At 74.7% G+C, this 22,381-nt stretch carries 22 protein-coding genes and 1 pseudogene; 11 read left to right on the top strand and 12 right to left on the bottom strand.

What is annotated here, in order from left to right; genetic code table 11:
• The first annotated feature begins 95 nt into the window (after positions 1 to 95).
• The gene (locus Q3W68_RS01655) at positions 96 to 1,043 is read left to right on the top strand and encodes a cell wall anchor protein (RefSeq protein ID WP_302903765.1); all 948 of its coding nucleotides are present in this window, start codon (positions 96 to 98) and stop codon (positions 1,041 to 1,043) included.
• 103 nt (positions 1,044 to 1,146) lie between these two features.
• On the opposite strand, the gene Q3W68_RS01660 is transcribed toward Q3W68_RS01655, so the two are convergent.
• The 3 genes from Q3W68_RS01660 to Q3W68_RS01670 form a co-directional block, all read right to left on the bottom strand.
• A complete protein-coding gene (locus Q3W68_RS01660; RefSeq protein ID WP_302903766.1) occupies positions 1,147 to 2,082 on the bottom strand; it encodes a serine hydrolase in 936 nt (311 codons plus the stop codon).
• Positions 2,083 to 2,157: 75 nt separating this feature from the next.
• Positions 2,158 to 4,359: an ATP-dependent DNA helicase RecG gene (recG, locus tag Q3W68_RS01665; protein WP_302903767.1), complete on the bottom strand. Its 2,202-nt coding sequence runs from the start codon at positions 4,357 to 4,359 to the stop codon at positions 2,158 to 2,160.
• Positions 4,356 to 5,969, bottom strand: coding sequence for a DAK2 domain-containing protein (locus tag Q3W68_RS01670; protein WP_302903768.1), 1,614 nt, complete (start codon positions 5,967 to 5,969; stop codon positions 4,356 to 4,358). Before Q3W68_RS01670 ends, recG begins: the two co-directional genes overlap by 4 nt.
• A gap of 210 nt (positions 5,970 to 6,179) precedes the next feature.
• Between Q3W68_RS01670 and rpmB the strand changes: the two genes are divergently transcribed.
• Together rpmB and Q3W68_RS01680 are read left to right on the top strand one after the other, a co-directional pair.
• A complete protein-coding gene (rpmB, locus tag Q3W68_RS01675) occupies positions 6,180 to 6,371 on the top strand; it encodes a 50S ribosomal protein L28 (protein WP_013284551.1) in 192 nt (63 codons plus the stop codon).
• 209 nt (positions 6,372 to 6,580) lie between these two features.
• Positions 6,581 to 7,837, top strand: coding sequence for an ATP-grasp domain-containing protein (locus Q3W68_RS01680; RefSeq protein ID WP_302903769.1), 1,257 nt, complete (start codon positions 6,581 to 6,583; stop codon positions 7,835 to 7,837).
• Here Q3W68_RS01680 and Q3W68_RS01685 read toward each other — a convergent pair.
• Positions 7,834 to 8,301, bottom strand: coding sequence for a GNAT family N-acetyltransferase (locus Q3W68_RS01685; protein ID WP_302903770.1), 468 nt, complete (start codon positions 8,299 to 8,301; stop codon positions 7,834 to 7,836). The genes Q3W68_RS01680 and Q3W68_RS01685 overlap by 4 nt on opposite strands.
• A 90-nt stretch (positions 8,302 to 8,391) precedes the next feature.
• Positions 8,392 to 9,339 (bottom strand): thiamine-phosphate kinase, encoded by a 948-nt coding sequence (locus tag Q3W68_RS01690; RefSeq protein ID WP_302903771.1) that lies wholly within the window; start codon positions 9,337 to 9,339, stop codon positions 8,392 to 8,394.
• 163 nt (positions 9,340 to 9,502) lie between these two features.
• On the opposite strand from Q3W68_RS01690, the gene Q3W68_RS01695 reads away from it, so the two are divergent.
• Complete coding sequence (locus Q3W68_RS01695; protein ID WP_013284547.1) at positions 9,503 to 9,736, top strand: Lrp/AsnC ligand binding domain-containing protein; 234 nt, start codon at positions 9,503 to 9,505, stop codon at positions 9,734 to 9,736.
• Complete coding sequence (locus Q3W68_RS01700; RefSeq protein WP_302903772.1) at positions 9,737 to 10,324, top strand: DUF3515 domain-containing protein; 588 nt, start codon at positions 9,737 to 9,739, stop codon at positions 10,322 to 10,324.
• 40 nt (positions 10,325 to 10,364) lie between these two features.
• Here the strand turns inward: Q3W68_RS01700 and Q3W68_RS01705 are convergent, their stop codons facing one another.
• Together Q3W68_RS01705 and Q3W68_RS01710 are read right to left on the bottom strand one after the other, a co-directional pair.
• Positions 10,365 to 11,468 (bottom strand): D-alanine--D-alanine ligase family protein, encoded by a 1,104-nt coding sequence (locus Q3W68_RS01705; RefSeq protein ID WP_302903773.1) that lies wholly within the window; start codon positions 11,466 to 11,468, stop codon positions 10,365 to 10,367.
• A gap of 166 nt (positions 11,469 to 11,634) precedes the next feature.
• Positions 11,635 to 11,859 (bottom strand): hypothetical protein, encoded by a 225-nt coding sequence (locus tag Q3W68_RS01710; protein WP_302903774.1) that lies wholly within the window; start codon positions 11,857 to 11,859, stop codon positions 11,635 to 11,637.
• Between the two features lie 235 nt (positions 11,860 to 12,094).
• Between Q3W68_RS01710 and Q3W68_RS01715 the strand changes: the two genes are divergently transcribed.
• Together Q3W68_RS01715 and Q3W68_RS01720 are read left to right on the top strand one after the other, a co-directional pair.
• On the top strand, positions 12,095 to 12,940 hold the full coding sequence (locus Q3W68_RS01715; protein ID WP_302903775.1) for a helix-turn-helix transcriptional regulator: 846 nt from the start codon (positions 12,095 to 12,097) through the stop codon (positions 12,938 to 12,940).
• 4 nt (positions 12,941 to 12,944) lie between these two features.
• Entirely contained in the window at positions 12,945 to 13,145 is a 201-nt protein-coding gene (locus Q3W68_RS01720) for a DUF397 domain-containing protein (RefSeq protein ID WP_302903776.1), read from the top strand.
• A gap of 43 nt (positions 13,146 to 13,188) precedes the next feature.
• On the opposite strand, the gene Q3W68_RS01725 is transcribed toward Q3W68_RS01720, so the two are convergent.
• From Q3W68_RS01725 to Q3W68_RS01745, 5 genes are all read right to left on the bottom strand, one after another.
• Positions 13,189 to 14,238: an ROK family protein gene (locus Q3W68_RS01725; RefSeq protein WP_302903777.1), complete on the bottom strand. Its 1,050-nt coding sequence runs from the start codon at positions 14,236 to 14,238 to the stop codon at positions 13,189 to 13,191.
• An 85-nt stretch (positions 14,239 to 14,323) separates the two neighbouring features.
• Positions 14,324 to 15,115: a putative protein N(5)-glutamine methyltransferase gene (locus Q3W68_RS01730; RefSeq protein WP_302903778.1), complete on the bottom strand. Its 792-nt coding sequence runs from the start codon at positions 15,113 to 15,115 to the stop codon at positions 14,324 to 14,326.
• A 171-nt stretch (positions 15,116 to 15,286) separates the two neighbouring features.
• Entirely contained in the window at positions 15,287 to 16,405 is a 1,119-nt protein-coding gene (locus Q3W68_RS01735) for a cystathionine gamma-lyase (protein WP_302903779.1), read from the bottom strand.
• A gap of 11 nt (positions 16,406 to 16,416) precedes the next feature.
• Positions 16,417 to 17,424 carry an NAD(P)H-dependent glycerol-3-phosphate dehydrogenase gene (locus tag Q3W68_RS01740; RefSeq protein ID WP_302903780.1) on the bottom strand — a complete coding sequence of 336 codons (1,008 nt, stop codon included), beginning with the start codon at positions 17,422 to 17,424 and terminating at the stop codon, positions 16,417 to 16,419.
• The gene (locus Q3W68_RS01745) at positions 17,421 to 18,146 is read right to left on the bottom strand and encodes a 1-acyl-sn-glycerol-3-phosphate acyltransferase (RefSeq protein WP_302903781.1); all 726 of its coding nucleotides are present in this window, start codon (positions 18,144 to 18,146) and stop codon (positions 17,421 to 17,423) included. Before Q3W68_RS01745 ends, Q3W68_RS01740 begins: the two co-directional genes overlap by 4 nt.
• Before the next feature lie 95 nt (positions 18,147 to 18,241).
• Between Q3W68_RS01745 and cofC the strand changes: the two are divergent.
• The 4 genes and pseudogenes from cofC to Q3W68_RS01765 form a co-directional block, all read left to right on the top strand.
• Positions 18,242 to 18,850, top strand: a pseudogene (cofC, locus tag Q3W68_RS01750) (2-phospho-L-lactate guanylyltransferase); the annotation flags it as partial.
• Positions 18,851 to 18,889: 39 nt separating this feature from the next.
• Positions 18,890 to 19,087 (top strand): cold-shock protein, encoded by a 198-nt coding sequence (locus Q3W68_RS01755; RefSeq protein WP_043330566.1) that lies wholly within the window; start codon positions 18,890 to 18,892, stop codon positions 19,085 to 19,087.
• 216 nt (positions 19,088 to 19,303) lie between these two features.
• On the top strand, positions 19,304 to 21,442 hold the full coding sequence (locus Q3W68_RS01760; RefSeq protein ID WP_302904932.1) for an RNA degradosome polyphosphate kinase: 2,139 nt from the start codon (positions 19,304 to 19,306) through the stop codon (positions 21,440 to 21,442).
• Between the two features lie 7 nt (positions 21,443 to 21,449).
• A complete protein-coding gene (locus tag Q3W68_RS01765) occupies positions 21,450 to 22,367 on the top strand; it encodes an NUDIX hydrolase (RefSeq protein ID WP_302903782.1) in 918 nt (305 codons plus the stop codon).
• Positions 22,368 to 22,381 lie beyond the last annotated feature (14 nt).

Consider the following 22,381-nt stretch of genomic DNA (forward strand, 5'->3'; position numbering starts at 1 on the left):
CGATCTCGCTAGGGTCTGGCCCGATTGCCGGACGGACGCGCGGCTTCGGCCCCTCCGCCCGGTGTCTCCCATCCTCCCCCTCGTCAGGAGTAGGCGTGAAGCGTCTCCACCTCCGGCGTGCCGCCGTCCTCACCGCCGGCACGCTCCTCGGCCTCGCGGGCGTCGCCACAGTCGCCGGCCCGGCCGCCGCCCACCACCCCGAGCCGTCCGGCAGCTACTGCGCCGCCGGGAACGGCACCGTCACGGTGACCTGGTCCGTGATCAGCAGCGAGACCGACATCTCCGGCCGCATCACCAAGATCGAATCCACGGTGCCGGGCGCGATCAGCGGTGGGCTGGCGGTCGGCGCGGAACTGAAGCCGGCCGGTCAGGGCCCGCTGACCGGCACCCAGACCCACACGTTCGCCGGCGCGATCCCGGAGCTGAAGCTGACCGTCGGGGCGCACTGGGAGCGGGGCCGCAAGTCGCACGACGGAGAGCGGACCGTGACGGCCCGCCCGGGGGGCAACTGCGGGACCCAGAGCCCGTCGCCGTCGCCCAGCACGCCGCCGAGCGCCAGCCCTTCGCCGAGCACGCCGCCGCAGGCCACCCCGACCCCGTCGGCGTCCGTGCCGCCGAGCCCGACCGCCCCGCCCGCGACGCCCAGCTCTCCCGCCGAGCCGGCGGAGCCGATCTTCAAGCTGGACCAGGACTGCGACTCGATGACCTTCGTCGTGGAGAACCCGGCCGGCGGCGTGCCCTTCACCGCCACGCTGACCAGCGAGAAGGGCGTCACCAGGAAGCTCGTCTCCGAGCCCGGCAGGACCAGCTCCGCCGAGTTCGACGCCTACCCGGGCCTCAAGGTCACTGTGAAGTACGACGTGGTCGAGGACGCCGAGACCATCCCGTACGCCCAGCCGGATGACTGCTCCGGCCAGGGTGGTGGCCTGCCGGTCACCGGCCCGGCCGCGGGTGCCATCGCCGGTGGCGCGGCGCTGCTGCTGGCCGCCGGCGCGGTGCTGTTCGTACTGGCCCGCCGCCGCCGGATCCGCTTCACCGCCTGATCCGCCTGATCCGCCGATCTGGCTGATCCGCCGATCCGCTGATGCACAAGGAGGGCGCGTCGACCACCCGGTCGGCGCGCCCTCGCCGTGCGTGCGCCGCCGGTCAGACCGCGTCGAGCACCGACGTGACAGCGGCCGGGTTCACCTCGGCCTGGTTGGCCAGCAGGACGAGCCGCTCGTCCGAGTCGGGCAGCCAGGCGGCGAACGCCTTGTAGCCGCCGTTGTCCCCCGAGTGGTGCACCGCCCGCCGCCCGGCCAGCGGGCCGACGAAGAAGCCGTAGCCGTACGCCTCGTCCGGCCGCCCGGTCGGTGCGTGCGGTGCGGTCAGCGCCGCCACCGAGGCCGGGGCGAGAAGCCGGCCCCGGCGCGGTACGTCCAACCAGGTCAGCAGGTCCGCAGCGGTGCACCAGACGTCGCCCGCGCCCATGCTGACGGTCGCCAGGTCCCAGGACGGCACCGGACGGCCGCCCTCGTGCCCGACCGCCAGGTCCGGCCGGCCGTCGCCGGAACCGGCGAAGCTGCCAGTCATGCCCAGCGGCGCGAAGACCTCCTCGGCGAGGAACTTGGCGTACGGCCGACCGGCCGCCCGCTCGACGGCCCGGGCCAGCAGCACGTAGCCGGGGCTGCTGTAGTGCCACCCGGCTCCGGCCGGGAACAGCGGTGGCAGCGCCGCGAACCGGTCGAGCAGCTCGTCGGGCTCGGCCGGCCCGTGCAGGTCGATCGCCGGGTACTCCTCCGAGTGGCCCAGCCCGGAGGTGTGAGTGAGCAGGTGGTGCAGCGTCATGCCGGACCATTCCGGCGGCGGCGTGCCGGGCAGCCATCGGGTGACGGGGTCGGTCAGGCGCAGCACACCACGTTCGGCGAGCAGCAACACCGCCACTGCGGCCATCTGCTTGCTGATCGAGGCGATCTGGAACCGGGTCGCCGGGATGCACGGCCGGCCTGACGTCTCGTCGGCCGCGCCGACGACCCGGTCCACGAGGAGATCGTCACCTCGGGCCAGCAGCAGCACACCGCGTTCGAGGAATGGTGTCGACATCTGCGCGAGCCTAGGCACGCGACGCGCGCGCCGCAGTCCCGTGATCCGTCACCGCCCCGCCGAGCTGGTGGGGGGTCAGCCCTTCTCCAGGTATTCGGCGCGTTCCTCGTCGACCAGCGCGGCGACCGACGCCGCCAGCGCCGGATGCCGGGCCAGTTCCGGATCGTCCTCGACCAGCTCGATCGCCTCGGCCCGCGCGTCACGGATCAGCTCGGTGTCGCGCAGCAGCGACAGCAGCCGCAGGTGCGAGCGCCGGCCGGACTGGGTCGCGCCCAGCACGTCACCCTCCCGGCGCTGCTCCAGGTCGAGCTCGGCGAGCTTGAAGCCGTCGGTGGTGGAGGCGACCGCGTCCAGCCGCTCCCGCGCCGACGAACCCTCGGCCGCCTCGGTGACCAGCAGGCACAGACCGGCGGCGGAGCCCCGGCCGACCCGGCCGCGCAGCTGGTGCAGCTGGGAGACGCCGAACCGGTCGGCGTCCAGCACGATCATCACCGTCGCGTTCGGCACGTTCACGCCGACCTCGACCACAGTGGTCGCGACCAGCACGTCCAGCTCACCGTCGGCGAACGCGCGCATCACCGCGTCCTTCTCGTCGGCCGGCAGCCGCCCGTGTAGCACCCCGATCCGCAGCCCGTGCAGCGGCCCCTCGGCCAGCAGCGGGGCCACCTCGGTCACCGCCAGCGGCGGACGCCGGCCGCTGTCGTCCTCCCGCGGCGCCTCCTCGTCGGACACCGGGCCTTCACCGATGCGCGGGCACACCACGTACGCCTGGTGGCCCTTCGCGACCTCCTCGCGCAGCCGGCGCCAGGCCCGGTCGAGGAACGCCGGCTTCTCCGCGGCCGGGACCACGTGCGAGGCGATCGGCGAGCGGCCCTGCGGAAGCTGGGACAGCGTGGAGGTCTCCAGGTCGCCGTAGACGGTCATGGCGACGGTGCGCGGGATCGGCGTGGCTGTCATCACCAGCACGTGCGGCGGCTGCTCGGCCTTGGCGCGCAGCGCGTCGCGCTGCTCCACGCCGAAGCGGTGCTGCTCGTCCACCACCACCAGGCCGAGGTCGTGGAAGTCGACGCCCTCGTAGAGCAGGGCGTGCGTGCCGAGCACGATGCCGGCGCGACCCTCGGCCACCTCGGCCAGTGCCCGGCGCCGGGCTGCCGCGCCGAGCGAGCCGGTGACCAGCTCCACCCGCGTGGCGTCCTCGGCCGCGCCCAGCTCACCGGCCCGGCCGAGCGGGCCGAGCAGATCGAGGATGCCCCTGTGGTGCTGGGCGGCGAGCACCTCGGTCGGGGCCAGCAGCGCGGCCTGCCCACCGGCGTCGACCACCTGGAGCATGGCGCGCAGCGCCACCACCGTCTTGCCGGAACCCACCTCGCCCTGGAGCAGCCGGTGCATCGGGTGTGCCCGGGCCAGGTCGGCGGCGATCTCCCGCCCGACGACCTGCTGGCCGGACGTCAGCTCGTACGGCAGCCGTGCGTCGAACGCGTCCAGCAGGCCGCCCGCCTTCGCCGGCCGGGCCCGCCCCGGCGACGCCGCCGCCCGGTGCTTGCGCTGCACCAGGGTGAGCTGCACGGCGAACGCCTCGTCCCACTTCAGCCGGCGGCGGGCCCGGTAGAGCGCCTCCTTGCTGGTCGGGCGGTGGATCTCGCGCAGCGCGGTGCCGATGTCGATCAGGTTGCGGGCGGCCCGCACGGTGGCCGGCAGCGGATCCTCGGGCGGGGTGAACGTGTCGAGCACGACGCGTACGCAGCGGGCGATCACCCAGGTCGGCACCGCCGCCGCGGCCGGGTAGACCGGGATCAGCGCCCCGGCGAACTCCTCGACCTCCTCGTTTGCGGCCGCCTCGCCCTCGCCGCCCTCGCCCAGCAGGACGTACTCCGGGCCGTTGAGCTGGCGCTTGCCGCGGAACTCGGTCACCTTGCCGGCGAACAGCCCCCACCGGCCGGGCCGCAGTTCCCGCTCCCGCCACGCCTGGTTGCCGAAGAACGTGCAGGTGAGCACACCGCCGGAGCCGTCGCCGACGGTGACCTCCAGCAGGTTGCCGCGCCGCTGGCGCATCGGGCGGACCGCGGTGCGCTGCACCTGGGCCAGCACTGTCACCTGCTCCCCCACGTCGAGCGAGCGGATGTCGGTGTGCTCGCCGCGCTCGTCGTACCGGCGCGGGAAGTGGTAGATCAGGTCGCCCGCGGTGTGCAGGTCGAGGTGCCCGGCCAGCGCCTTCGCGGTGCGCTCGCCGACCAGCTTCTTCAGCGGCGTGTCCACAGTGGCCGCCTCGCTCGTCATTCGACCCCCAGCAGGAGCGGATAGTGCGGCTGCCCGCCCTCGTACGCCTGCACCTCGACGAACGGCCAGGCCCGCTCGACGTGGGCGCGGACCCGGTCGGCCAGCCCGGCCGGCGCGTCGGCGCCGCAGAGCAGCGTGACCAGTTCGCCGCCACCGCCGAGCATCCGGTCCACCACCGCCGTGCAGGTGTCGGTCAGATCCTGCCCGATCAGGTGCACCTCGCCCTCGACCAGGGCCAGCACGTCACCCGGGCGGGCCGGGCCGGCGACGGTGAGCGCCTCCCGGGCGGCGTGGCAGACCTCGGCGTACCGGCAGGCGCCGGCCGCCTCGGCCATCGCGATCACGTCGTCCTCGAACCGCCGCTTCGGATCGCGGACGGCGAGCGCCGCGAGCGCCTGCACCGGCGAGCGGGTCGGCACCACGCTCACCTTGATGCCGAGGCCGTGCGCCTCCCTGGCCGCCGCGCTCGCCACCGACTGGGTGTTCGGGTCGTTCGGCAGCACCACCACCCGGGCGGCGCCGGTGGCGCGGATCGCGTCGAGCAGCTCACCGGTGGACGGGTTGGCGGGCACCACAACGGCGCCCTCGGCGGCGAACAGCTCCGCGATGCCCGCGCCGGTGGCCACCACCACGGCGGCCCGGCCGTCCGGGCGCGCCACCTGCGGCGCGAGCGCCGGGGCGGTCTGGTCGGCGAAGCGGGTCACGCTGATCCGGTGCGGGCGGCCGGCCACCACGCCCGCCTCGACGGCCGCTCCGATGTCGTTGACGTGCACGTGCACGTTCCAGGTGCCGTCGCCGTCGCCGACGACGGCCAGGGAGTCGCCGAGCGCGTCCAGCTCGGCGCGCAGCCGCGCCACCGCCTCGTCGGTGGCGTCCAGCAGATATTGCACCTCGTAGGCGTACGCGTCGGAGCCGCTCTCCCGCACGGCGGTGGCCGACGCGCGGCGGGCGGGCGGCGCGGGCGCCGGCTGCCCCGGGCTCTCCCCGGTGATCACCTCGACCAGCGCGTCCAGCAGCAGGCACAGGCCGCGCCCGCCGGCGTCGACCACGCCCGCGCGGGCCAGCTCCGGCAACTGCTCGGGGGTACGCGCCAGCGCGTGCGCCGCCGCCTCGGACGCGGCCCGCGCGACGGCGCGCAGGTCGTCGCTGTCCGCCCGGCGGGCCGCCTGCGCCGCGGCGGCCACCACGCTCAGCAGCGTGCCCTCGACCGGCCGGGCGACAGCGGCGTACGCGGCGGTGGTGGCGTCGGCCAGGGCGTCGGCGAGCTGCCGCCCACGCACCGCGGGCGCGGCGGCGAGCGTGTCGGCGAGACCGCGCAGGATCTGCGAGAGGATCACGCCGGAGTTGCCACGCGCCCCGAGCAGCGCGCCCCGCGCCATCAGCCGCAACGCGTGCCCGTGCGGGGTGTGCCCGTCGTCGGGGAGCGTGCCGAGGTCCATGGCCAGGGCCTGCTGGGCCGAGGTGAGCGTGAGCACCAGGTTGGTGCCGGTGTCGCCGTCGGGCACCGGATAGACGTTCAGGTCGTCGATCTCGCCCTGGTGGGCCCGGAGGGCGGTCAGCCCGCTCGCGCACCAGCGGCGTACCGCTGCGGCGTCGAGGGTCTCCAGCACGTCGGGAAGCCTACTGGCGCGCACCGACACGCGCCGGGGTCGTCCGCCGCGTGTCCGCCCCGGCCGACGGCCCGGCCGGCACGCCGGTACGCTGGGTGGGCTCGCGAAAGGGCCGGTTGGGCGTACCGACTGTCATCGGGTAACCTGACCAGGTTGCCCGGGCAGCGCCTGGCGGCGACCTCATGAACGTTTCAATCCCAGGAGTATCCCGTGGCTAGCGTGTGCGACGTCTGTGGCAAGGGGCCGGGCTTCGGCCACAACGTGTCCCACTCGCACCGGCGGACCAACCGCCGCTGGAACCCGAACATCCAGTCGGTGCGTACCCCGGCCGGTGGTGGCACCACCAAGAAGTTGCAGGTCTGCACCTCGTGCATCAAGGCCGGCAAGGTCACCCGCGCCTGACGCGGTAGCGCCACCGGAACATCGTCGGTCGCCGGCGGATCCCTTCGGGGTCCGCCGGCTTCTGTCGTGTCCGGCCGACCCGCCCTCGGTATCGGCCGACCCGCCCCCGCACCCCTGACCGACCGTACGGCGACCGGCTGGTACCGGCCGGTTAGGGTGCTGCTGCGCCGGCCGTCCGGTTCCGGCGCGAGCCGTGGGGAGGGTGACCGGTGGACCTCGATCTGGGTCGCGAGCAACTGGTGGTGGTGGGCGCGTCGTTCGGCTCGCTGAGCTGGTTCGACCAGGAACTGCCGGCCGGCAGCGTGGTGCTGGTCGAGGAGCCGGACGTGATCGCCCGCCGCGGCCTGGCCGGGTTCGCCGAGCGGCTGCCGATGATCGGGCGCCTCGTCGCGGCCGAGTACCAGACCGGCTTCGACCCGGACGCCCTGCTCGCCCGCGAGCCCGGTCTCGCCGACGCCCGGCTGGTCCTGCCCGGCCTGGAGTACTCGGTCGGCGCCACCGCCCGGCTCGCCGAACGCCTCGGGCTGCCCGGCGCCGGAGTCGAGGCCGCCGACGTCTTCTCCGACAAGCACCGGATGCGGGTGCTCGCCGACCGGATCGGGCTGGCCAACCCGGCGTACGAGCTGGTCGACGACCCGGCGCGGGCGGTGGAGTTCGCGGAGGCGCACGGCGGCCGGTGCGTGCTCAAGCCCACCCGCCGCTCGGGCAGCCTGGGCGTACAGCTGATCAGCGACCCGGCGGAGGTGCCGGCCCGCTGGGCGGCGAGCGCCACCCCGCCGGACCCGGCCGAGGCCACCGAGCGCGGCCTGCCCACCGGCGTGCTGGTCGAGGAGCTGCTGGTCGGCTCCGAGCACAGCGTGGAGCTGCTGGTGGCCGAGGGCGATGTGGTCTTCGCGAACGTCACCGACAAGCGGATCGCCGGTGGCCGCTATCCGGTCGAGACCGGCCACACGGTGCCGTCCGCGCTGCCCGCCGACGCGCACGACGCGCTGCGCGCCGCCGCGGTACGTCTCGCCGAGGCGGCCGGCTTCCGCAGCGGCATGCTGCACAGCGAGTGGATCCTGGCCGACGGCGTGCCGACGCTCGTGGAGTGCGCCGCCCGGATGCCCGGCGACATGATCACCGCGCTCATCTCGATCGCCTACGAGCGCGACGTCATCGAGGCGTACCTGCGGATCCTGCGCGGCGAACGGCCGGCGTTGCCGGCGCGGGCGACCGGCGCGGCGGCGATCGAGTTCCTGATCGCGCCGCCCGGCCGGGTGACCGCCGTGGACGGCAGGCGCGACGCGCTGCGCGTGCCGGGTGTGCTCGACGTTCAGGTGGAGACGAAGGTCGGTCAGACCGTGCCGGAGCTGCTCTCCTCGGCGCACCGCAGCGGGCACCTGATGGCCTGGGGCGCCACCCCGGACGAGGCCGCGGACGCAGCGCGCCGCGCCGCCGGGGCGATCCGCATCACGGTCGGCTAGAGCGTGCGGCCGTACGACAGGCAGCCCGGGGCGTCCTTGTAGAAGCCGAAGTTCGGGATCCGCTCGTAGCCGGCCGAGGTGTACATGGCGATCGCCTCGGGCTGCTTGTCGCCGCACTCCAGCACGATCCGCTTGCGGCCGTGGTCACGCGCGGACCGCTCGACCGCGGCGAGCACCGTGCGGGCCACGCCCCGGCCCCGGGCCGCCGGGTCGGTGTACATCCGCTTCAGCTCGGCCGTGTCCCCGTCCTCGCCGTGGCTGCGCCAGCCGCCGCAGCCCACCGGCCGCCCGTCGAGGTAGGCGACGAGGAACGCGCCGTCCGGCGGGGTGAACTCGGCCGCGTCGACGGGGGTCTCGTCGCCGCTGCCGCCGTACCGGGCGCCGAGGTCGGCCAGCGCCGCCCGGATCAACGCCTGCGACTCGGGCGCGTCGAAGCGCCGCTCCCGGATCTCGATCTCGCTCACCGTGCCAGGTTACGACCGCCGCCGGCCCCGGCCCGGCCCGGCCGCCCGGGGTCGGACGCAGATCACTCCGCCGTCCGCCGGCCGGGCCGGCTATTCCGCTCTGCGGAAGTGGTCCCAGCCGCGCGGGCCGGTGTAGGCGGCGCCGTCGACGGTGACCCCGGCGCCGGCCGCCACCCGCCCGACCGGCCGCCACCCGTCGGGCAGCGCGGCGTCCGCCGGGAACGTCGCCGCCAGCGCGTGGTCCTCGCCGCCGCCCAGGATCCAGGTGTACGGGTCGACGCCGAGCGCCTGCGCCGCGTCCCGCATCTGCCGGGGCACCTCGAACGCCTCACGGCTCAGGTCGATCGCCACGCCGCTGGCGGTCGCCACGTGCCCGAGGTCGGCCAGCAGCCCGTCCGACACGTCGATCATGGCGGTGGCCCCCGCCGCGGCGGCAGCGGGTCCGGCGGCGTACGGCACCTCGGGGCGGCGGAACGCCTCGACCAGCAGCCGGGGCGTGCGGAAACCCCGGGACAGCACGGTGTAGCCGGCCGCCGACCACCCGGTACGACCGGCCAGCGCCACCACGTCGCCGGGGCGGGCGCCGGAGCGGACCACCGGGGCCCGGCCGGCCAGGTCGCCGAGCGCCGTCACCGCGACGGTGAGCGTCGGGCTGCCGGACATGTCCCCGCCGGCCACGCTCGCGCCGACGAGCGCCGCCTCCGCGCCCAGCCCGTCGGCCAGCTCCTCGGCCCAGGCCGGGTCCAGCTCGGCCGGCATGCAGAGCGCGACGAGCAGCGCGGTCGGGGTGGCGCCCATGGCGGCGATGTCGGCGAGGTTCGCCGCCGCCGCCCGGTGCCCCACGTCCCGCGCCGACGACCAGTCCCGGCGGAAGTGCCGCCCCTCCACCAGCACGTCGGTGGAGGCGACCACCCGCCGGTCCGGCGCCGCCACCACTGCGCCGTCGTCGCCGGGGCCGAGCAGGCAGCTCTGTCCCTGCGCCAGCCGGGCGGTCACCCGATCGATCAGGCCGAACTCGCCGACATCAGTGACAGTCATTCCGTCCCCTCGCTCCGCTGCGTCGTTCCGCACGTCCCACCCCTGTCCGTACCGGCGTGTGCTCGCTCACCGCGTCCGACCGGCAACCGATAGGGATCACGGCCGCTCAGTACGGTAGTTTCACCCTTCGGGTCGCCCGGAGGCGACGGACGGAGGTCGAGTCGTGGTACAGGCGTACATCCTCATCCAGACCGAGGTCGGCCGGGCGCGTGACGTGGCCGGTCTGATCGCGGACCTGGCCGGCGTGGTACGGGTCGACGCCGTCACCGGGCCGTACGACGTGGTGGTGCTCACCGAGGCGAACACCGTCGACGAGCTCGGCAAACTCATCGTCAGCAAGGTGCAGATGGTGCCCGGCATCACCCGGACCCTCACGTGTTCGGTGGTGCGGCTGTAAGTGGACGAGAAGGACACCTCCCCCCGCCGGGACGGCGCCACCCGCCGTGCCGCGCTCTGGGCGACGCTCGTCGCGGTGCCGGTGACCCTGGCGGTGGCCGGGTTCACGTTCGCCAAGCTGGCCCCGGAGTCGCCGGACGCCGAGCCGAGCGCGTCGGCGAGTCCCCGGGCGCAGTCCAGCGCGCCGGTCGAGATGCCCGCCCCGGCGCTGGCCGAGCGCCCGACCGTGCTCTGCCGGGCCCTGATGTCGCAGCTCCCGGACAGCGTGCGTGACCTGCCGCAGCGCCCGGTCACTGCGGGCCCGGAGCAGAACGCCGCGTACGGCGACCCGGCGCTGACTGTGGCCTGCGGCGGCAGCCCGGCGCAGTTCCCGCCCACCGACGAGGTCTGGACGGTCAACAAGGTCTGCTGGCACGCCGCCGAGGAGGCCGACGCCACGGTGCTGACCACAGTCGATCGGGAGACCCCGATCCGGGTCCGGGTGCCGAAGTCGTACGAGACGCCGCTTCAGTGGGTGACCTCGATCTCCGACACGATCGTCAGCTCGGTCCCCTCGGCGAAGCAGGCCCCCTCCGGCTGCTCCGCCTGACACCCGGCCGGCTCGGCAGCCGGCCGGGCGGTGCGGGCGGTCAGCGGCCGGCGCGGCGGTGCAGGGCGGTACGGATCAGGCGGTTGACCAGCTTCGGGTACTCCAGCCCACTGGCCGACCACATCCGCGGGAACATCGACGTCGGGGTGAAGCCCGGCATCGTGTTGATCTCGTTGAGGTAGACGTCCATCTGCGGGGTCACGAAGAAGTCGACCCGGGCCAGGCCGGAGCAGTCGAGCGCGGTGAAGGCCCGGGTGGCGTAGTCGCGCACCTGCCGGGCCACCGGCTCGGGCAGGTCGGCCGGCACGTCGTACTCGCAGACCTCGTCGGCGAAGATGTACTTGGCCTCGAAGTCGTACCAGTCGCGGTCGCCGATCATCCGGACCTCGGCGAGCACGGAGGCCTCGGGCGCGCCACCGGCCTCCCCCTCCAGCACGCCGCACTCGATCTCGCGGCCGACCACCGCGCCTTCGACGAGCACCTTGCTGTCGATCTCGCGGGCGGTGACGAGCGCGGCGTCCAGGTCCGCCCAGTCGTCGACCTTCGTGATGCCGAACGAGGAGCCGGCCCGGGACGGCTTGACGAAGACGGGCAGCCCGAGGCGCTCCTTGTCCTCCTCGCTCAGCGACATACCGGTGCGCAGCACCGCGTACGGGCCGACCGGGATGCCCTCGGCGGCGCAGAGCTTCTTGGTGAACTCCTTGTCCATCGCCGCGGCGGAGGCGAAGACGTTCGCGCCGACGTAGGGGATGTCGGCCATCTCCAGCATCCCCTGAATGGTGCCGTCCTCGCCGTAGGCGCCGTGCAACACCGGGAAGACCACGTCCACGTCGGCCAGCGCGACCGGCCCCTGGGCCGGGTCGAGCACCATCAGGCCGCCGACGGCGGGGTCGGCGCGCAGCACCAGTTCGGCGCCGGAGCCGGCGGTGATCTCGGGAAGCTTGCGGTCGGCGATCGCGAGCCGGCTCGGGTCGCCGCTGGCGAGCACCCACTGGCCCTGCCGGGTGATGCCGACCGGGACCACCTCGAACTCGTCCGGGTCGAGCGCGGCCAGCACGCTGCCGGCGCTGACGCAGGAGATGCCGTGCTCGGGGCTGCGGCCGCCGAAGACGATCGCCACACGGGTCTTGCCTGGGGTGGTCATGGTCACCTCATCGTTCGCGACTGCGGCTGGCCGTGCTCGCCGGTGGCGCTCACCCGACTGACCTTACTGTGCGTTGCCGCAAGCGGTGGTCGTTACCCGGGGAGACGCGGAGTCGTGTGGCAAACGGTCAAGGTGACATCTACAGGGAGTAACGGAACGGTGTGCCTCAGGAGGCCGGGTGGCGGGGCCGGCGGCCGACCGCGATGACCTTCACCCGTTGCCGGCCGGCCCGCACCATGCCCAGCGCCATGAACGCGCCGGCGATCCGGTCGGCCGCCTCCCGGCTGCTCGCGCCGACCACCTGGCGGCGGCGTTCCGGGCTGGTCCGTTCGTCACGCCGGGTGCCGTCCGGTGGACGCACGTCGGTCAGGACCACCAGGAACCTGGTCACCGCGGAACCCCTCCCCGTCTCGTGGCCCGGTAGCGGCACGCGGCGGTCGGATCGTGGGGGAGTGAAGAATCCGACCACCGCGCGCCCCATCCCCTCCGGTCGCTCACCACCACCGTCGCCACGACAACCGGTGGTGAGGACGCCGTCACACACTGACAGGTTCACCGCCATGAATGCAACTCTCATCGGCGTTCTCTCATGCCCGTTCTCCCGCGGGATGTGCAACCATCGATGCATGGCGCCGAAGACCGCCCGGGCCCGACGGCTCGGCATCGCCCTGCGGACCCACCGGGAGGCCGCCGGCCTCACCCTGGAGGCCGCGGCCGACGAGATCAACAGCACCCGGAGCACGTTGTCCCGCTACGAGAACGCGCAGACGCTCGTCAGTCCCGCCACCGTGCGCGCGTTGCTGACCAGCTACGGCGTGGGCCCGGCGGACATCGCCGCGGCGGTGCAGCTCGCGAAGGACGCCCGCAAGCCGGGCTGGTGGGTGTCCTATTCGTACCTGCTGGACCAGCGCACCATCGACTTCATCGCACTGGAGGCCGAGGCCACCGGCATCGCGAACTTCGAGCCGTCGGTGGTGCCCGGTCTGCTCCAGACCGCCGACTACATCCGCGGGGTCATGCGCGGCGGGCCGCACACGCTCACCGACGAGCAGGTGGAGCAGCGGGTCCAGCTACGGCTGGACCGCCAGCAGCGGCTCTCCGGCGCCGAGCCGCCTATCCTCGACGCCATCATCGACGAGGGCGCGCTGCTGCGCCCGGTCGGTGACCGCTCGGTCATGTCCGGCCAGCTCCAGCACCTGCTGAAGATGGCCGAGCTGCCGAACGTCACGGTGCAGGTCATCCCGCTGGCCGCCGGCTACCACCGGGGCACCCGGGGATCGCTGCACATCCTGGAGTTCGCCGACCCGGAGGACCCGATCATCGCCTCGGTGGAGACAGTCGCCGGGCAGATGGTCCTCGACCGGCCGGGTGAACTGCGGACCTGCGGCAAGATCATGGAGCACCTGCGGACCGTGGCGCTGAGCCCGGCGGCCAGTCGGGACCAGCTCCTCCGCCTGCTGAACGAGAGGTGACCAGATGAACGGCACGAACCGCACGAACCCCACGCCGGCCCGCTGGCGCAAGAGCAGCCACAGTGGCGACGAGGGCGCGTGCGTGGAGATGGCGCCGCTGCCCGGCGCGGTGGCGGTCCGCGACTCCAAGGACCCCGCCGGCCCGGTGCTGGTGTTCCCGCCGCACGCCTGGGCCGCGTTCACCGCCGCGCCGCCGCACGCCTGAGCGGCCCGCCGCCCACCTGGCGTGACGCCGCCCGCTCGGCCCGTCAGCCGAGCGGGGCGGCGGCGGTGACGGTGCCGCGTACCGCCTCCAGCGCCGCGATGGCCACCCCGCGCGCCCCGGCCATGTCCCGGTCCGGCACCAGCGCGAAGGTGGCCACCGCCCGCTGCTCCTCCCGGAGCACCGTGTGCTCGGCGACGGCGGCGAGGAACCAGTCCCGGAACTCCGGCGCCGCCTCCACCACACCCCCGCCGACGAAGTACGCGTGCGGGTCGGTGAAGTTGGCCGCGATGGTGAACAGCCGGCCCAGCGCCTTGGCCTGCTGGCCGAACACCAGGCGGGCCAGCGGGTCGCCGCGTTCGGCGTAGCCGCGCAGCAGCTTCGCCGCCCGGTCCGGCTCCTCCGCCGCGAGCGGATGCTCCGGGTGCCGGGCCAGCCAGTACGGCAGCAGGTTGCGCCGGATCGCGGTCAGTGAGGCGACGCTCTCCGCGTCCCCGGTGAAGCCGCAGGCGCAGACCGGCGCCGCCTGGTCCGGCTCGACCAGGCCGTCCAGCGGGATGTGCACGTGCCCGAACTCGCCCGCCATGCCGGCCGCGCCGCGGACCACCCGCCCCGACTCCACCACTCCCCCGCCGAGCCCGGTGCCGACGATCGCGGACACCGACGACCGCGCCATCGCCTCGGCACCGAAGTGCACGTGGTGGGCGTAGAGCGCGGCGGCGTTGCCGTCGTTGGCGTACACCACAGGCAGGCCCAGCCGCCGCTCCAACGCGGTACGCACGTCGAAGCCCCGCCAGGCCGGCTGGGAGAAGTTCGTCGAGCCGCGCGACGAGATGACGCCGGTGGCGCTGGCCGGGCCGGGCGTGTCCAGGCCGACCGCGCGGACCAGTTCACGCGGCACGCCGGTGTGGGCCAGTACGCCGTCGAACGCCCGCGCCAGCGCCTCCACCGCCGCCTCCGGCCCGGCGCCCACCTCGCTCGGGATCTCCAAAAGCCCGTCCACCAGGAACCGGCCGTCGACTGTGAGCACCGTGGCGTTGTCGCTCGTGCCCCCGTTGTCCAGCCCCACCACCACCGGCACACCTGCGCTGCCCACCGCCACCGCCTCCCGCCGCGCCTGCCCCGAGGCTAGTTCCCGCCCGGCCCACCCGCCACGCCCCGGCGCGGACTCCCCCGCGCGGTCAGCCGGGGCGGCGGGCGGTCACCGCTGTGGCCTCCCGCTCCTCGTCGCGTACCACAGCCGGGTCCAGCCCGGCGGCGGTGAACACACAGCACAGTTCCGGGGCCTGCGCGGCGCTCGCCTCGACCACGACGTGCCCGCCCGGGGCGAGCCACTGCGCCGCGCCCGAGGCGACCCGGCGCAGCACGGCCAGGCCGTCCGTGCCACCGTCCAGCGCCACCGGCGCCTCGTACAGGCGCGCCTCGGCCGGCAGCGAGGCCACCGCGGCCGTCGGCACGTACGGCGCGTTCGCCACCACCAGGTCCAGCGTCCCGCGCCGCCCGGCGGGCAGCGCGTCGAACAGATCACCCTGGTAGACCGGGACACCGAGCGGTTCGAGGTTGCGCCGGGCGCAGGCCACCGCCACCGGGTCGATGTCGGCGGCGGCCAGCCAGCGGGGCGCCAGCCGTTGGTGCAGCACCACGGCGGCGGCGCCGGACCCGCAGCACAGGTCGAGCACCACCGGCGCAGGCCCGGCGAGCGCCGTCGCCGTGTCGACGAGCAGGGCGGTACGCCCGCGCGGCACGAAGACCCCCGGGTGCACGGCGATCCGCAGGCCGCAGAACTCGGCCCAGCCGAGCAGGTGCTCCAGCGGCAGGCCGGCGACGCGACGGTCGACAAGCCGGGTCAGCGACTGCGCCGAGTCGGCGGCGGCGATCAGCAGGTCCGCCTCGTCCTCGGCGAAGACGCAACCGGCGGCACGCAGCCGCCGGACGAGGGCGGGACGGTCGGGGGTGAACACGGTGGATGCCATGGCAAGCCTTTCGGGAAGCGCTCGTCGGCGCCCCCGGCGTCGCCTCAGCCCCGAGGCGACGCGGACTCGGAGGGAGCGCCGGTCCTCTGCTTGTGGATCGGACTCACCTCCTCGGGTCGGGGCCCACGGGCCGTGGCTGCCCGTCACGATAGCCCAGCGGCCGATACGCCGTCAGCCCGCCGCGTCGAGCGCCGACGTCACGTCGGCGAGCAGGTCGGCGGTGTCCTCGACGCCGCAGGAGAAGCGCACGAAGCCCGGGGCCGTGGCGTCGCCCCACTGTGCCCGCCGGTCGGCTGTGGTGTGCAGGCCGCCGAACGAGGTGGCGGCGGCCACCAGCCGGGAGGCGCCGAGGAACCGGGCCACCCGGCGCTCGTCGCCCAGGTCGAACGAGAGCACACCCGGTACGCGCCGCATCTGGGCCGACGCCACCGGGTACGCCGGGTCCTCCGGCCGTCCGGGCCAGCGCACCCCGGTGACGTCCGGGCGGGCCGCGAGCAGTTCGGCCAGCGCCCCCGCGTTCGCGGTCTGCCGGGCCAGCCGCAGGTCGAGCGTGGCCAGCGAACGGTGGGCCAGCCAGCAGTCGAACGCGCCGGGCACCCCGCCGGTGGCGTTGCGCCACGTGGTCGCCGCGTCCCGCAGACCGGCGTCGCGGGTGGCCAGGTAGCCCAGCAGCAGGTCGGAGTGGCCGGTCAGCGCCTTGGTGCCGGAGGCGACCACCACGTCCGCGCCGAGGTCCAGCGGGCGCTGCCCGAGCGGCGTCGCCGTGGTGTTGTCCACCGCCACCAGCGCGCCCGCGGCGTGCGCTGCGGCGGCCACCGCCCGCACGTCGACGACGTCCAGGCCGGGGTTCGCCGGGGTCTCCAGCAGCACCAGCCGGACCCCCTCGAACGACGGGTACGGCCCGGCCGTCGGCACGAGCACCACGCGTACGCCGAGCTGCTCCAGCGTGTCCGAGGCGAACGAGCGCACCGAGTAGTAGCCGTCGGCGGGCAGCAGCACCGTGTCGCCGGGGCGCAGCAGTGTCAGCAGCAGCCCGGTGATGGCGGCCTGGCCGCTGGCGAAGACCCGGCAGTCGCCGCCCTCCAGCTCGCCGACGGCGGTCTCCAGCAGCCGCCGGGTGGGGTTGTCCGGCCGTCCGTACCCGTTCGTCGCCGCGGACGGACCGTGCTCCGGGTCCAGGTGGTACGGCGCGGCGAAGACCGGGCCGGGCAGGAACGGCTGCCCCGGTACGGCGTCCGGCAGGCCCGCGTGCACGCTGCGCGTGCCGTCACCCCAGTGCTCGTCGGTCATCTCGGCTCCGCTCACTCGTACGACTCGGGCTTGGCGGTGCGGCTCATCAGCGCGTCCACCGCCAGGCGCGGATCCATCCCCTCGTGGCAGATCCGCTCGATCTGCTCGGTGATCGGCATCTCCACCCCGTGCGCCCGGGCCAGGTCGCGGATGGCCAGGCAGCTCTTGACGCCCTCGGCGGTCTGCCGGGTGGCCGCCTGGGCCTGTTCCAGCGTCTCCCCCCGGCCCAGGTGCTCGCCGAAGGTGCGGTTGCGGGCCATCGGCGACGAGCAGGAGGCGACCAGGTCGCCCATGCCGGCCAGCCCGGCGAACGTGATCGGGTCGGCGCCGAGCGCCACGCCCAGCCGGGCGGTCTCGGCCAGGCCGCGGGTCATCAGCATGGCCCGGGTGTTGTCGCCGAAGCCCATCGCGGTGGCGATGCCGTACGCCAGCGCGATCACGTTCTTCACCGCGCCGCCCAGCTCGCACCCGATCACGTCGTCGTTGGTGTACGGACGGAAGTACGGCGTCCGGATGGACGCCTGCACCAGCGCCGTACGCCGGCTGTCGGTGCCCGCGACGACAGTGGCGGCCGGCTGCTCGGCGGCGATCTCCGGCGCCAGGTTGGGCCCGGAGACGACCACCACCCGGTCGGCGGGCACCCCGGCGGTCTCCGTGATCACCTGGCTCATCCGCTTGGTGGTGCCCAGCTCGATGCCCTTCATCAGCGACACCAGCGTGGCGTCCGGCGCCAGGTACGGCGTCCAGTCGGCGAGGTTGCCGCGCAGCGTCTGGGACGGCACCGACAGCACCACCACCTCGGCGCCCTCGATCGCCTCGGCGGCGTCGCCGGTGGCGGTGACCCGCTCCGGCAGGCGTACGCCCGGCAGGTACTCCGGATTCCCCCGGCCGGTCCGGATCGCCTCGGCCACGGCCGACCGGCGGGCCAGGACCGTGACGTCCCGGCCGGCGTCGGCGAGGATCTTGGCGAACGCGGTCCCCCAGGATCCGGCGCCCAGCACGGCCACGTGCCCGCTCATTCGCTGACCTCCCGGGTGCCGGTGCGGGCGGGCCGCTCCCAGAGCGGCGGTGGTGTGCCGCCGCGGATCTCCGCGACCAGATCCCGGATGCGCAGCATGATGGTGTCCGTCATCTCCTCCAGGATCGGCCGGGTCGGCGTGGCGCCGGCCCAGCGGCTCAGGTCCACCGGCGGACCGGCGATCACCGTCACCGGGGTACGCGGGCGCAGCCCGAACCGGGCCGTACGCGGGTCGAACATCAGTTCCGGGCCGACCATGGCGATCGGGACCACCGGGGCGCCGGTGGCCAGCGCCAGCCGGGCCGCGCCGGTCTTGCCCTTCATCGGCCACAGGTCCGGCTCCCGGGTGGTGGTGCCCTCCGGGTAGATCACCACAGCGCCGCCCTCGGCCAGCGCGGCGACCAGCTTGTCCAGCGACTTGACCGCCTCGACTGTGCCCCGCTCGACCGGGATCTGCTGGCACCGGTGCAGGATCCAGCCGACCACCGGCACCCGGAACACGCTGGCCTTGCCGAGGAAGCGCGGCCAGCGCCCGGCGTCGTAGATGTAGTGCGCGACCACGAGCGGGTCGGCGTGCGAGATGTGGTTCGGCACGAGGATCACGCCGCCGTCGTGGCGCAGGTGCTCCATGCCCCGCCAGGTGCGCCGGGTCCAGACCGTCATCAGCGGCTTCACCAGCACCACGGCGAGCCGTCGCCAGAACCCCAGCCTCCGCCGTGCCACTCTGCCTCCTCGATCCGCCCTCGCGCCCCGGCACAGAATCATGCCTGTTCGCCCCCGCTGCGGCCAGTGCGGGTACCGGCGCCCTCGCTGGCAGGATGGTCGGCGTGTCTGAGGCCCGCTGGACCGTGGTGATGCCGGTGAAGCGCCTTGCGGCGGCGAAGAGCCGTCTGCGGGGCGCGCTGCCCGGCGTACCCCATGAGGAGCTGGCGCTCGCCCTGGTGGCCGACACGCTGCGCGCGGTGCGGGCGTGCCCGGCGGTCGCCGGGGTGCTCGTGGTGACCGACGACCCGCGGGTGGCCGCGGCGGCCGGCGTGGTCGGCGCCCGCGTCACCGCCGACCCCGGCGGCGGGCTGAACGCGGCGTTCCGGCACGGCGCGGCAGTCGCCGGGCCGCGGGCCGAGGTGGCCGGCCTGACCGCCGACCTGCCGGCGCTGCGACCGGCCGACCTGGCCGCCGCGCTGCGGGCCACCGCGGGGGTACGCGGGTTCGTGGCGGACGCCCCCGGCGCGGGCACGGTGCTGCTCGCCGCGCCGGCCGGTACGCCGCTGGCGCCGCGGTTCGGGGCGGACTCGGCCGCCGCGCACGCGGCGAGCGGGGCGCTGCCGCTCGCCGGGGAGTGGCCCAGCCTGCGCCGGGACGTGGACACCCCGGCGGATCTGGCCGACGCCGCCGGGCTGGGCGTGGGTTCGCGCACGGCCGCGCTGCTGGCCCGGGTCGCCGCAGCGGTGGAGTACGGTGCTGGCATGCAGGGGACGGTGGCGACCTACGACGCGTCGACCCGCAGCGGGGTGCTGCTGCTCGACGACGGCACCGAGCTGGCGTTCCCGGCCCGCGCGTTCGACGCCTCCGGGCTGCGGCTGCTCCGGTTGGGGCAGCGTGTCCGGATCGAGCGGGACGCCGACGGCGAGGTGGTCCGGGTGACCTTGCCGACGATGGCGTGAACAACCTGGCCCGAGTTCATTTTCCGTTCACCCTTATCGGGGAATCATGAGGTGGTGAGCACCCCTCGCGAGCAACCCGACGGCCCGCCGCCGATCCTCGACCCCGGCACGCCCCGCAACGGCCGCCCCACCCGCGGCCCGGACGGGCGGTTCCGCCAGCCCCGCCCGCCGGAGGAGCGTCTCGGCGCCGATCCGGACGCGGCCGGCGCGGCCGGGCTGGACGAACCGCTCGACCCGGTGGAGGGCCCCGGCCCGGCCGACGAGACCGCAGCGGACGCCGCCCCGCCGACTGCGCCGCCGCTGCCGGAGGACCGCTTCCTCAACCGGGAGCTGTCCTGGCTCGACTTCAACGCCCGGGTGCTGGCGCTCGCCGAGGACCCGCGCACCCCGCTGCTGGAACGGGCGAAGTTCCTGGCCATCTTCGCCAGCAACCTGGACGAGTTCTACATGGTCCGGGTCGCCGGGCTGAAGCGGCGGCTCTCCGCCGGCCTGCCGGTACGCGGCGGTGACCGGCTGCCGCTGCGCACCCAGCTCGACCTCGTCACCGCCAAGGCCGCCGGCCTGGTCGCCCGGCACGCCGCCTGCCTGGTCGACGACGTGCTGCCGAAGCTCGCCGCCGAGGACATCCGCATACTGCGCTGGAGCGACCTGGACGACGCCGAGCGGGAGCGGTTGCGCACCTGGTTCCGGGAGCACATCTTCCCGGTGCTCACCCCGCTGGCGGTCGACCCGGCGCATCCGTTCCCGTACATCTCCGGCCGGTCGTTGAACCTGGCCGTCTCGGTACGCGACCCGGACGGCGGCTCGGAGCTGTTCGCGCGGGTCAAGGTGCCGAACAACGTGCCCCGGTTCGTCCGGGTCCATCGTGACCAGCCGGGCGTGCGGTTCCTTCCGGTCGAGGACCTCATCTCGGTGCACCTCGGCCAGCTGTTCTCCGGCATGCAGGTGGTCGAGTGCCACCTGTTCCGGGTGACCCGCAACGCCGAGGTGGAGGTGGACGAGGACCGCGACGAGGACCTGCTCCAGGCGCTGGAGCGGGAGCTGGCCCGGCGCCGGTTCGGCCCGCCGGTACGCCTGGAGGTCGCCGCCTCCATCTCCGACCACATGCTGGAGCTGCTGGTCCGTGAGCTGGACATGGACGGCCACGACGTGCTGCGTGTGCGCGGACTGCTCGACCTGTCCGCGCTCTGGCAGGTCTACGGCGAGGCCGACCGGCCCGACCTGAAGGACCCGTCGTTCGTGCCGGCCACCCATCCGCGCCTGGCCGAGGGCGAGGTGCCGCGCAGCGTCTTCGCCACGCTGCGCGACGGCGACGTGCTGGTGCACCACCCGTACCACTCGTTCGCCACCAGCGTGCAGCGCTTCGTCGAGCAGGCCGCGGCCGACCCGAACGTGCTCGCCATCAAGCAGACGCTCTACCGCACCAGCGGCGACTCCCCGATCGTGGACGCGCTCGTCGACGCGGCCGCCGCCGGCAAGCAGGTGGTGGTGCTGGTCGAGCTGAAGGCGCGCTTCGACGAGGTGGCGAACATCGGCTGGGCGCGCACGCTGGAACGGGCCGGCTGTCACGTGGTGTACGGCCTGGTGGGACTCAAGACGCACTGCAAGACCGCGCTCGTGGTCCGCCAGGAGGGCAACCAGATCCGGCGCTACTGCCACATCGGCACCGGCAACTACCATCCGAAGACGGCCCGGCTCTACGAGGACTTCGGCATGCTCACCGCCGACCCGGAGATCGGCGCCGACCTGACCGACCTGTTCAACGTGCTCACCGGCTACAGCCGGCAGACCGCGTACCGGCGGCTGCTGGTGGCGCCGCAGGGCATCCGCAGCGGCCTGATCGAACGCATCGACAGGGAGATCGAGCACGTCCGGCTGGGCATGCCGGGGCTCGTGCAGTTCAAGGTGAACTCCCTGGTGGACGAGGAGATCACCGACGCGCTCTACCGGGCGTCCCGGGCCGGCGTGCACGTGGACCTGCTGATCCGCGGCATGTGCACACTGCGGCCGGGCGTGCCGGGGCTGTCGGAGAACATCCGGGTCCGCTCGATCCTCGGCCGGTTCCTGGAACACTCGCGGATCTTCCGGTTCGGCAACAACGGCGACGCCGAGTTCTGGATGGGCTCGGCCGACCTGATGCACCGCAACCTGGACCGCCGGGTGGAGGCGCTGGTGCAGGTGAGCGACCCGGTGGCCCGGGCCGAGCTGGACCACGTCCTCGCCGCCGCGTTCGATCCCGACGTGGACGCGTTCGAGCTGGCCGCGGACGGCACCTGGCACCGGCGTACCGGCGACGTGCCGCTGACCCACCTCCAGGATCTGTTGCTGCGCCGGGTCGGCGGGCGGGCGGACTGACCGGGCCGTGGCGCGTGCCGGGCGGGCATACGGTGAGCGGGTGAGCGACGACGAACCGGTGCGGATCCGGGCCGCCGGTGGCGTGGTGTGGCGCCCGGGTCCGGCCGGCGTCGAGGTCTGTCTCGTGCACCGCCCCCGGTACGGCGACTGGTCGCTGCCGAAGGGCAAGCTGGACCGCGGCGAGCATCCGCTCGTGGCCGCCGTCCGCGAGGTCGCCGAGGAGACCGACGTACGCGCCGTGCCGCAGGTACGCCTGCCCACCGCCCGCTACCGCAGCGAGGGCCTCGCCAAGGCGGTCGACTACTGGTCCATGCGGGCGGCCGGCACCGGCGGGTTCCAGCCCGGCACCGAGGTCGACGACGTGGCCTGGTTCCCGGTCGACGACGCGGTACGCCGGGTCAGCTACCCGCACGACGCCGAGGTGATCGCCGCGTTCGCGGCGCTGCCGCCGGTCACCGCGACGGTGCTGCTGGTCCGGCACGCGCACGCCGGCAAGCGCGGCACCTGGACCGGCCCGGACCACGGCCGCCCACTGGACGAGCAGGGGTGGGCGCAGGCACGTCTGCTGGTCCCGCTGGTGGCGCTGGTCCGCCCGGCCCGCCTGTTCTCCGCCTCGGCCCGCCGCTGCGTGCAGACGCTGGACCCGGCGGCGGCCCGGCTGGACCTGCCGATCGAGGTCTGCGGCGACTTCGACGAGCCCGTGCCGGGCCAGCAGGCCGAGGAGTGCGCGCTCGCCGCCGCGGCGCGGCTGACCGCGCTGGCGCAGGCCGTCGGGACGGTCGCGGTGTGCAGTCAGGGCAAGGTGATCCCGGGCGCGCTGGAACGGCTCACCGGCCGCGTGGACGAGGACTTCACCACCGCCAAGGGCGGCGGCTGGCTGCTGCCGTTCGCCGGTGACCGGCTGGTCCTTCCGGACCGGCTGTGAGGCGGGCCGCGGCC

It is taken from the genome of Micromonospora sp. C28ISP2-4, from assembly GCF_030519385.1.
Lineage (GTDB): Bacteria > Actinomycetota > Actinomycetes > Mycobacteriales > Micromonosporaceae > Micromonospora > Micromonospora tulbaghiae.

Coding starts and splice junctions, on each gene's coding strand:
- Q3W68_RS01660 (WP_302903766.1), bottom strand. CDS start 2,082: ATGTCGACACCATTCCTCGAACGCGGTGTGCTGCTGCTGGCCCGAGGT.
- recG (WP_302903767.1), bottom strand. CDS start 4,359: ATGACGAGCGAGGCGGCCACTGTGGACACGCCGCTGAAGAAGCTGGTC.
- Q3W68_RS01690 (WP_302903771.1), bottom strand. CDS start 9,339: ATGACTGTCACTGATGTCGGCGAGTTCGGCCTGATCGATCGGGTGACC.
- Q3W68_RS01705 (WP_302903773.1), bottom strand. CDS start 11,468: ATGACCACCCCAGGCAAGACCCGTGTGGCGATCGTCTTCGGCGGCCGC.
- Q3W68_RS01715 (WP_302903775.1), top strand. CDS start 12,095: ATGGCGCCGAAGACCGCCCGGGCCCGACGGCTCGGCATCGCCCTGCGG.
- Q3W68_RS01720 (WP_302903776.1), top strand. CDS start 12,945: ATGAACGGCACGAACCGCACGAACCCCACGCCGGCCCGCTGGCGCAAG.
- Q3W68_RS01730 (WP_302903778.1), bottom strand. CDS start 15,115: ATGGCATCCACCGTGTTCACCCCCGACCGTCCCGCCCTCGTCCGGCGG.
- Q3W68_RS01735 (WP_302903779.1), bottom strand. CDS start 16,405: ATGACCGACGAGCACTGGGGTGACGGCACGCGCAGCGTGCACGCGGGC.
- Q3W68_RS01740 (WP_302903780.1), bottom strand. CDS start 17,424: ATGAGCGGGCACGTGGCCGTGCTGGGCGCCGGATCCTGGGGGACCGCG.
- Q3W68_RS01755 (WP_043330566.1), top strand. CDS start 18,890: ATGCAGGGGACGGTGGCGACCTACGACGCGTCGACCCGCAGCGGGGTG.